Consider the following 8,061-nt stretch of genomic DNA (forward strand, 5'->3'; position numbering starts at 1 on the left):
CTCGACGGCCAGCCCGACGTGTGGTGGTGCCCCGCCCGCGGCGCCCATCTCCTCACCCACGACGAAGCCCGCGACGTCACCGCCCCGTACCCGGCCCTGGTCAGCCTCGGCAAAACCGAGGACAGTGACCCCGTCCTGGTCAACCTGGAGTCCGTCGGACTGCTGCGCCTGGGCGGCACCAGCACGGACGTGCGCGCCGTCCTGCTCGCCCTGGCCCTCGAACTGGCCAACTCCCAGCTCACCGACGACGCCACCGTCATCCTGGCCGGCATCGGCGAAGAACTCGCCTCGGTCTTCCCCGCGCACGTCGAGTACCACGACCAGGTCACCGACGCCGTCAACGAACTCGTGGCCCACGACGCCTTCCAGCGCGGCGCCCTCGGCGCCGCCGACCTCGACCACCTGCCTGCGGCACGACTGACCGACGACGGCGGCGACACCTGGATCCCCAAGATCCTCCTGTGCCCCGGCGTGCCGAGCCAGGCCGACGCCGACATCCTGGCCGACCTGCTCGCCTCACGGCCCCGCACCGCCATCGCTGTGATCACCGCAGCCGACGCCGCGCCCCAGATGCCCAGCTCCTGGACCCTCCCCGCGACGTCCGGAGACGCGGTCCAACTCCCCGGTCACGAACTGGCCGTCGACCTCCAGCGCGTGGACGACGAGACCTACCAGCCGCTCCTGCAGCTGCTGAGCACCGCGAACCGCACCGACGACGTCCCCGCCCCGGCCTGGACGCACGCCCCCGACGGCACGCCGGCGCCCAACGGCCCCGTCCCGGTTCCCGCGCCGGCCGACTCAGCCCTCGCGCCGGAGACCGGCGCCGCCCCCGCCGCGGCCGCCCAGCCGGTGCCGGGCTTCGTGAGCGTGACCATGTCCAAAGCGGGCGAGGACCTGGCCACCGCCCTGCCCAGCATGAGCGCCCTGGCACCGGCGGTCTCCGACCTGTCGCCGGCCGCCCAGGGCGTCCCCGACCACACCGGCGGCTACGACGAGGAGCCGGTCGAACCGGATCCATACGAGGAAGACGACCCGTACGGCGAGGGGGACGGCGGCGACGCCCCGGAGACGGGCTACGGCGAGGAGCCGGCGGGGACCGCCGACTTCGGGCAGGTCCTCACCGAAGTCCTGGAGGAACAGCAGCCGGCCCCGACAGGCACCGAGGAGCCCGACGGCGCCCCGGACCCGGAGGCCGAGGAGGCATCCGCGCTCGCGCCCGCCACGCAGTCCGGCAGCCGGGAGCAGGAGGAGGCACCCAGCCGCCCGGCCCCGCGGGTCACCGCGTCCACCTCCAGCGTGCTGGCCGCCCTGACCACGCCGCCGGATCCGCCGGCCGCTCCGCAGGTCCGCGTGCTCGGCCCGGTCGACGTCGTCGGCACGCTGGGCAAGGTGGAGTCCTACCGCCGCAACGCACTGACCGAGATCGCCGCCTGGATGGTCCTGCACCCCGGCGGCACCCGTCACGAGCTCGACGAGGCGGTCTGGCCCGGCCAGCGGATCCTGGCCAACGCCCGCAACTCCATGGTCAGCAAACTGCGCACCTGGCTCGGCCGCGACCCCCGGCTGCCGGCCGACGACCCGCAGGGCGCCTACCTGCCCCCCATCGCCGGCGGCGTGTACGCCTTCAACGACCAAGTCACCAGCGACTGGGCACAGTTCCAGGAGCTCTACCGCTACGGCATGCACCACACCGGCTCCGACGCCGACATCGCCCTCGCCCAGGCCCTGGCCCTCGTCCGCGGCAGGCCGTTCTCCAACATCGACCAGTCCAAGTACGTCTGGGCCGAGCAGGACATCCAGGAGATGATCTCTGCCGTCGTCGACGTCGCCCACGAACTCACAGTCCGCCGCATGGCCGCAGGCGACTACCGGGCGGCCGCGACCTCGGCAGGAAAGGGCCTGACCTGCGACGTCCAGTCGGAACTGCTCTACCGGGACCTCTTCACCATCTACAGCGAAACCGGCGACCATGCCGGCCTGGAACGCACCGCCCAGCAGCTCAACCGCATCACGCTGGAAAGCGGCTGCGACGCCGCCCCCGAGACTGTTTCGTTGATCAACGCGCTGAGGGACACCAACCGCATCGCCTCCGCCTAGTGGGCGGCGCTGCGCGGCCGGGGCTATCGGCCTTTGGTGCCGGGCGGGTCCACGACGGGAAAGTGTTCGGCGTCGTCTTGGCGTGGCTCTATGGGCTTGAGGCCGTAGGCGCGCGCGAAGGAGCGAAGGTACTCTCCAGCAGGCGTGTTGGGAGGGTCCGGCCACTCCGTCTCTCCGGGATCATCAACGGGACCGAACAGGGCGATGGACCGTGCCGTGGGCTTTGCGTCGTGTCGCGGGTAGTACAGGACTCCCTCGAATCCCGCTTTTTCCCATAGCCGCGCCCACGCCTGCGGCGTGACGTACGGGGTAAGGACGGACAGCTCCCTTCCCAAGGCTCCAACGACCGGGCAGGTGCGCCGGGTCAGATCGGCGACCCGATAGGAGCGCGTAGTCGTGATGTGGGAGACGGACAGGCCATCCAGCTCAGCGCTGACGATGTACGGACCGCGCAGGATGGCATAGCCGAGGTACTCCGCCAACGCGGTCAGGGGGTCGGTAGCGGTGTAGCACGTACCTCGCGCCGGCCCGGTGGTGTCGAAGCGCGATCCGTTCCTTCGGCCTTCGTTGAGACAGGAGAAGTGCCAGCAGCGCCACCGCGATTCGTGCACACGGTAAATCCGGCGGCCTGCTGCCACGGTCCTCACCGGGAACTGCCGCAGGTCTGCGTCGGGCGGGGGCGCGGGGAGAAGGAGCTGTCTCGGAAGAAGTTCGTGTGCCGCCTGGCTCACCGCGACCACCTCGCCGCGTACGTGCGGGCGTCTTCGAGTACCGGTTCGAGCGGGTGATTGCCGCGCAGCCACTCGACGGGCGTGGCGCCACCCAGTTGTGGGTTGGGCGCCGTGGCCCACTGCACGACCAGCCACGGACTGCCCTGGAGGTCACGGAACACGGCCAAAGCCTTGGCTACACGGCTGTGCAGATGCCGCCCGGTGAATTGCCAGACCGGAAAGAGGAGCCCTCCGTCGTCCGTGCTCACCATCAGCAGTTCGCGTACCTCACCCTGTTTCTCGGCGTCGGCGGGTGAGACTCCCAGCAGCTCGGCAGCCCCGGCAAGGTTGTAGAAGGGGCCCCACCCGTCATGAACTGGCTTTCGAGGGCGCAGCTGCCGCACGTTCCCGGGCGGGACTGCCTTCACCTCTCCCCCTTGGGGGGAGGCCCGCTTGCCCGCCCGGACGCCCTGGCCTGAGCCGGCTCTCTGCTGCTGGGACTTCCGAGTCTCGGCGACGGCGGGCTTCGCGGGTAGGCGGTATTGCTTCGCCGCCTTGCCTTTCATCGGCTTCTCGGCGATCTTGACGGTCTTCCGGGCCTTTCCCAACCCCGGCTTCGGGACCTTGTCAGAGGTCATCGGCTGCCTCGCCCTGGTCGCCCCCGAATTCCAGTCTCCGACAGTGCGGCCGATCGTGCAGACCGGTGGTCTTGTCTCAGCCTCCGCCCGCTTGCTGCCCCGTCACTGAACACGCGAGCCACGTCGTCTCCCGAGGGGCCTCCGGCGGCGGGGCCATTGATCAACCGCTCCGGCGCCGAGACTTCGGCGTGACCCTCTTCGTGGCCTGGCCAGCGCCGGACGGCGAGGTGCCGTGGGCGTCTCGGGCGGCTTCCACGCCGGCCTGGAGCATGGCCATCAGGTCCACGACGCGGCCGGGCAGCACCTCGGCGGCCGGAGCATGGGGTGGCCGTCGGCAGCGGCAGATCGGACAGGTCCTCGTCGGTCAGGACCACCACGTGTCCGCCGGGGGCCTCGAAACCCCGGACGACCTCGACATACGGCACCTCTACGCCCTCGGCATCGCAGTATCGGCGAAGCCGAATTCTCGAGCCATCCTTGGCATGAACCTGCTTGAGGCCGGTGGAGCGCTGCTCCGTGGCGGCATGAACCGTGACCGGGATGCTCACGAGGCCGAACGTGATCGGCATCCGTACGATCGTGGAGACGGCCATACCCCCATAGGACGCCCGACCGGCGCAGCCCGCACCTCGGCCGCGGTGCGCGACGACATGTCTACAGGTCGAGGACCGCGCGGAGGGCGTTGTCGACGAGCTCTTGCTGTTCGGGACCGATGTTGCCGTGCAGTGTGCCTGTTTCGAAGCGGATGGCGGAGAGCTGGAGGAGGTTGACGGCGACGAGGGAGGCGTCGACCGGCGTGGTCAGATGCACGCTCATCGCCGTGTCGGGGTGCTGTGCTGGAGCGTGAAGCACCAGGGCGACGACCGCGTTATAGGCCTCGGCGAGGCCGTCGAGGCTGACGACGAGAACGGTGCGGGTACCCTTGCCGGTGTCGACGTCCCAGACGTCGCCCTTGCGGATGGTCACAGGGCGTCGCCCTCGCCCGCGAGGTCGAGGGGAGCGATGGAGACGAGCTTGCGGGCGGCGTCGAGGGTCATCTGCCGGCGCACGGCGCGCAGGATGTAGTCGTTCAGCGACGGGGCGTCGGCTGCGGCGTCGCGCAGCGGCTTGTCCATGGCATCGGGGATCCGCAGGGTGATGGCAGTCATGATGTCAAATCTAGTGGCAAAGGTGCCGTCACGGTAGCTGCGCTCGTGACGGACTCCGCGCGTCGGCGCGAGGCGGTGGTCGTCGAAGCCGTGACGATCTCGCTATGACTGCTCTGTCCCCAGGAACCTTCGCGCAGCTTGCTGGAAGGCGCGGTCCGGAGCGCTTTTCGCCTGCCACGCCTGCTTGAAGCGCTCGTCGCATTCGGGGAGCCGGCCGCGCCCCTCCCGCAGGACGGCTGCGAACCAGTCCATCCCGGCCTTTTCCCTGTCGTACATGGCTACCCGCCACGTCGGCCGCCTCCGCGGCGGATTCCGGTCCGGCGACGAATACGGCCGCACGGGCAGCACTAATTGCCTTAAAAGCTGGATAGCTGACATAAGGGATTGTCCTGTCGCAGTGAAGGTTGAGCGATTCTCATCGAAGGTTGAGTGGCGTGGGTCACTGCGTGCTGTGGCTGTGCCTCGCAGTGGTGCGGCCCTCTGCGAAAACCACTTGAGGCTTGCTGCGTGCGCTGGCACGGTGGCCCGTTGTGCCTGCAACAGATGCGCCCGAGAGTCGAGATCGTGAACCACCTGAAGAGGGCGCGTTGCCGGTTTCCGGTATAGGCCCCGCGTCCGAGAGCCCGCTCCGTTCTGCTGCCTTCCGGTGGTTTCTGGGCGGCCAGTCGATCTCCATGGCCGGCAGTGCCATGTCGCCTGTCGCTCTGGCCTTCGGTGTCCTGGAGGTCACTGACAGTGCGGCCTGGCTGTCCGCGGTCACCACGGCGGCCCTGGTTCCCATGCTCGCGATGCTCCTGCTCGGCGGCGGTATCGCCGACCGATACCGGCGCGACACCGTCCTCCGCTTCACCAGCCTGGGCGCCGGCCTCACCCAGGTCGGCGTCGCGCTTCTCCTCCTGACTCACCAGCACCCCGTGTTCCTGCTGCCGCTGGCGGGTCTCAACGGCATCTTTCAGGGACTGACCAGGCCCGCGCTGCGCGGCATCGTCGCGAATCTGGCGGCAGGGCGGGGCATCCAGCGGGCCAGCTCCCTGCTGGCGTCCGTCAGGAACGCCATGCAAATCCTCGGTCCGACAGCAGCCGGCCTGTTGACCGCTTCCGTGGGCGGAGGCTGGGCGATTGCCGCGGACGCGGTCTCCTTCCTCCTGGCGGCCGCGTGCTTCGCCCGGATGTCGTTGCCGGACCTGCTGCCGCGTACTGAGGGCGGTCCGACGATGCTCGACGAACTGCGGGAGGGCTGGAGCTACTTCAGCTCCCAGTCGTGGATCTGGGCCGTGACGCTGGTGTTCGCTGTCTTCAACGCCCTCAACAGGGGTGTCTGGCAGATCCTGGGCCCGGTGATCGCCCACGACACGATCGGTGCTACGGGCTGGGGACTGGTGCTGAGCGCCCGCGGCGTCGGGGCGCTGATGGCCAGCGTGGTGATGGTGAAGCTGACGGTGCGGCGGCCGATGGGGCCGGCGCTGGCCTCGATGTCGCTGGGCGCACTGCCGCTGATCCTGCTCGGCGTCGGCGCGAACACCCTTCTGCTGGCAGCGGCGGCCTTCCTGACCGGAGTGGTCACCGAGTTCTTCACCGTCGTGTGGGAGACCGTCAACAACACCCACATCCCGGAGCGGCTGCTTTCCCGGGTCGGCGCCCACGACGAGTTCTGGTCCTCTGTGCCCATCCCTGTCGGCCAGTTGTCCACTCCCTTCCTCGCTGCGGCGTTCGGAACGGCGACGGTCGCCGTCACCGGCGGAGGGGTAGCGGCGGTGGCGATGCTCTTGCCGTTGCTGGTGCCCTTGCTCCGGAAGATCGAGATCAACCGGAGCGGGTGATTGAACCCCGGCGGTGGAAGTGGCGGTAACTCAGTGTGCGGGCCGTGCCTTGCGGGTGAGCCTTCGGGGGATGCGCAGGTGAGAGGCTTGGGTCACTCGCGTTCGTTGAGTACGGCCGTGTTGCTCTCTTCGGAGAATCGGAGGAAGAGCTTCGTGACGGTGGTCAGCGGGATCCGGTCGACATGGTCGTCGAGGAGGCCGTGCCAGGTCTGCGTGGGTGTCGCGCCCTGGAGGTAGTGCTCCCAGATCGTGCGGTAGGTGTCCTCCGACATCGAGGCCCGCAGCGGGGGCTTCGGGTCGGGGAAGCGTGGGTTGAGGACCCGTCTGAGGAGCCAGAGCGGGATCTTCCACGTGTCGGCGATCTGCCGCAGGCCGTTGTTGTTCCTGCGGGCGTTGTGCTTGATCAGCGACGTGATGTTGTGTCCGTTGTTGTCGTGCAGCGCCGGGTGGTGTTGAAGTCGGAGGTCGGACGGAGTCGGTTCGGCGGCCGGGCCGGCGTCCGCGAGGGTGTTGACCAGGACGTCTGCCGAGCGTCCGCTCAGAGCGGCGAGACGGCTCAGCTGGGGTCTGCGGCCGGTTTTGTGGGGCGGAGGCGTGAGGTGCTGCAGGAGTTCGCTGGGTCTGAGGTGGTTGGCGCGGGCCAGCCTCTGGATGTAGTGGTCGGTCGTCTCACCGAGCCTGGGACGGACGTTGACGGGGAGAGCGGCAAGAGGCAAGGGCAGGTGCTCGGTCACCGTGGGCGCCTCGTCGCGGGGTGCCGATGGGAGGTCTGTCGTTGCAGGCTGCCCATGGACACCGAGATGTCGTGGACGTCCATCAGCTCTGTCCAGATCTCCTTCGGGCCCATCCCGCTGACGATCATCGAGTTGATCTGTTCCTTGACCGGCCCGGTCATGACGTACCGGTTCCTGGGGGTCTGACGGTCGGGAAAGACCGCGGAGTCCAGGACACGACGGACCAGCCAGCGCGGGACGTTCCACCGCTGGGCGATCTGCCGGACGGACGTGCCGCCTCCCAGTGCGTCGTACTGGATGGGCAGGGTCATGTCCCGGCTGCCCTGCTTGAGCGCCTTGTGGGCGTGGATGCGCAGGGTCCTGGGGGTGGGCTTCGCCCGGCCGCGGGCGGAGCTGGCGTCCGAGAGGGCCCGTTGCAGGGCGGTCTCGGAACGGCCGGAGACCGCGGCGAGCCGTTCGATGCGGGGTTTGCCGAACCAGTTGGGCGGGCCGACGAGGAGGCAGTGCAGGTCACTGGGCTTGAGGTGGTTGGCGCGGGCCAGGCGCCGGACGTAGGAGTCGGTGCTCTCGCCGAGCCGGGGTCGGACATTGACCGGAAGCTCGGCGAGGCGTTCGGCGGAGGATCCGGTCACCGCCTGGTCACCGCGGCCCTGGCCGGGGACGACGCCGTCTGGGCGGTGTGATCCAGGGGTATCGCCACGAGGGACTTCTTCGTGATCTTCTCGGTGCCAGTGAGGATCGCGTCGATCGCCGCCCCGCGGATCACGTGGGACAGGGCGCCGATCATGCCGCCGGTCCGGTCGTGCAGGTAGCGGTCGAGAGCGACCAGCATGCCGCGCTGGTGCTCGTGCAGCAGCAAGGTCGCCTCAAGGGTCGCGACCAGGCCCTTCCATTCCGTGCCGTAAGGGAACGGG

The 8,061-nt window shown here is 69.3% G+C and carries 8 protein-coding genes and 2 pseudogenes; 2 read left to right on the top strand and 8 right to left on the bottom strand.

Features of this window, described 5'->3' with window-relative positions; translation table 11 throughout:
• Positions 1-2,097: pseudogene (locus FNH08_RS38335) on the top strand (BTAD domain-containing putative transcriptional regulator); the annotation flags it as partial.
• Positions 2,098-2,120: 23 nt separating this feature from the next.
• On the opposite strand, the gene FNH08_RS38340 reads toward FNH08_RS38335, so the two are convergent.
• From FNH08_RS38340 to FNH08_RS38360, 5 genes are all read right to left on the bottom strand, one after another.
• A complete protein-coding gene (locus FNH08_RS38340) occupies positions 2,121-2,900 on the bottom strand; it encodes an RES family NAD+ phosphorylase (protein ID WP_322726165.1) in 780 nt (259 codons plus the stop codon).
• Positions 2,825-3,445 carry a hypothetical protein gene (locus tag FNH08_RS38345; RefSeq protein ID WP_152776144.1) on the bottom strand — a complete coding sequence of 207 codons (621 nt, stop codon included), beginning with the start codon at positions 3,443-3,445 and terminating at the stop codon, positions 2,825-2,827. The genes FNH08_RS38340 and FNH08_RS38345 overlap by 76 nt, the downstream gene beginning before the upstream one ends.
• A complete protein-coding gene (locus FNH08_RS54200) occupies positions 3,442-4,038 on the bottom strand; it encodes a Ku protein (RefSeq protein WP_152776145.1) in 597 nt (198 codons plus the stop codon). Before FNH08_RS54200 ends, FNH08_RS38345 begins: the two co-directional genes overlap by 4 nt.
• Positions 4,039-4,099: 61 nt before the next feature.
• Positions 4,100-4,411 (bottom strand): hypothetical protein, encoded by a 312-nt coding sequence (locus tag FNH08_RS38355; protein WP_228034613.1) that lies wholly within the window; start codon positions 4,409-4,411, stop codon positions 4,100-4,102.
• Entirely contained in the window at positions 4,408-4,593 is a 186-nt protein-coding gene (locus tag FNH08_RS38360; RefSeq protein WP_152776146.1) for a hypothetical protein, read from the bottom strand. Before FNH08_RS38360 ends, FNH08_RS38355 begins: the two co-directional genes overlap by 4 nt.
• A 530-nt stretch (positions 4,594-5,123) precedes the next feature.
• Between FNH08_RS38360 and FNH08_RS38365 the strand changes: the two genes are divergently transcribed.
• The gene (locus FNH08_RS38365) at positions 5,124-6,413 is read left to right on the top strand and encodes an MFS transporter (RefSeq protein WP_322726166.1); all 1,290 of its coding nucleotides are present in this window, start codon (positions 5,124-5,126) and stop codon (positions 6,411-6,413) included.
• A 92-nt stretch (positions 6,414-6,505) separates the two neighbouring features.
• On the opposite strand, the gene FNH08_RS38370 is transcribed toward FNH08_RS38365, so the two are convergent.
• From FNH08_RS38370 to FNH08_RS38380, 3 genes and pseudogenes are all read right to left on the bottom strand, one after another.
• The gene (locus FNH08_RS38370; RefSeq protein ID WP_152776148.1) at positions 6,506-7,147 is read right to left on the bottom strand and encodes a TniQ family protein; all 642 of its coding nucleotides are present in this window, start codon (positions 7,145-7,147) and stop codon (positions 6,506-6,508) included.
• Positions 7,144-7,779, bottom strand: a complete 636-nt coding sequence (locus FNH08_RS51160) for a TniQ family protein (RefSeq protein WP_194238762.1) — start codon at positions 7,777-7,779, stop codon at positions 7,144-7,146. Before FNH08_RS51160 ends, FNH08_RS38370 begins: the two co-directional genes overlap by 4 nt.
• Positions 7,776-8,061: pseudogene (locus FNH08_RS38380) on the bottom strand (ATP/GTP-binding protein); the annotation flags it as partial. The pseudogene FNH08_RS38380 and the gene FNH08_RS51160, both read right to left, overlap by 4 nt.

The sequence above is a fragment of the Streptomyces spongiae genome, from assembly GCF_009377185.1.
GTDB lineage: Bacteria > Actinomycetota > Actinomycetes > Streptomycetales > Streptomycetaceae > Streptomyces > Streptomyces spongiae.

Bases quoted from the DNA above. Each gene is read 5' to 3' on its own strand.
- FNH08_RS54200 (WP_152776145.1), bottom strand. From the start codon at position 4,038: ATGGCCGTCTCCACGATCGTACGGATGCCGATCACGTTCGGCCTCGTG.
- FNH08_RS38345 (WP_152776144.1), bottom strand. From the start codon at position 3,445: ATGACCTCTGACAAGGTCCCGAAGCCGGGGTTGGGAAAGGCCCGGAAG.
- FNH08_RS38360 (WP_152776146.1), bottom strand. From the start codon at position 4,593: ATGACTGCCATCACCCTGCGGATCCCCGATGCCATGGACAAGCCGCTG.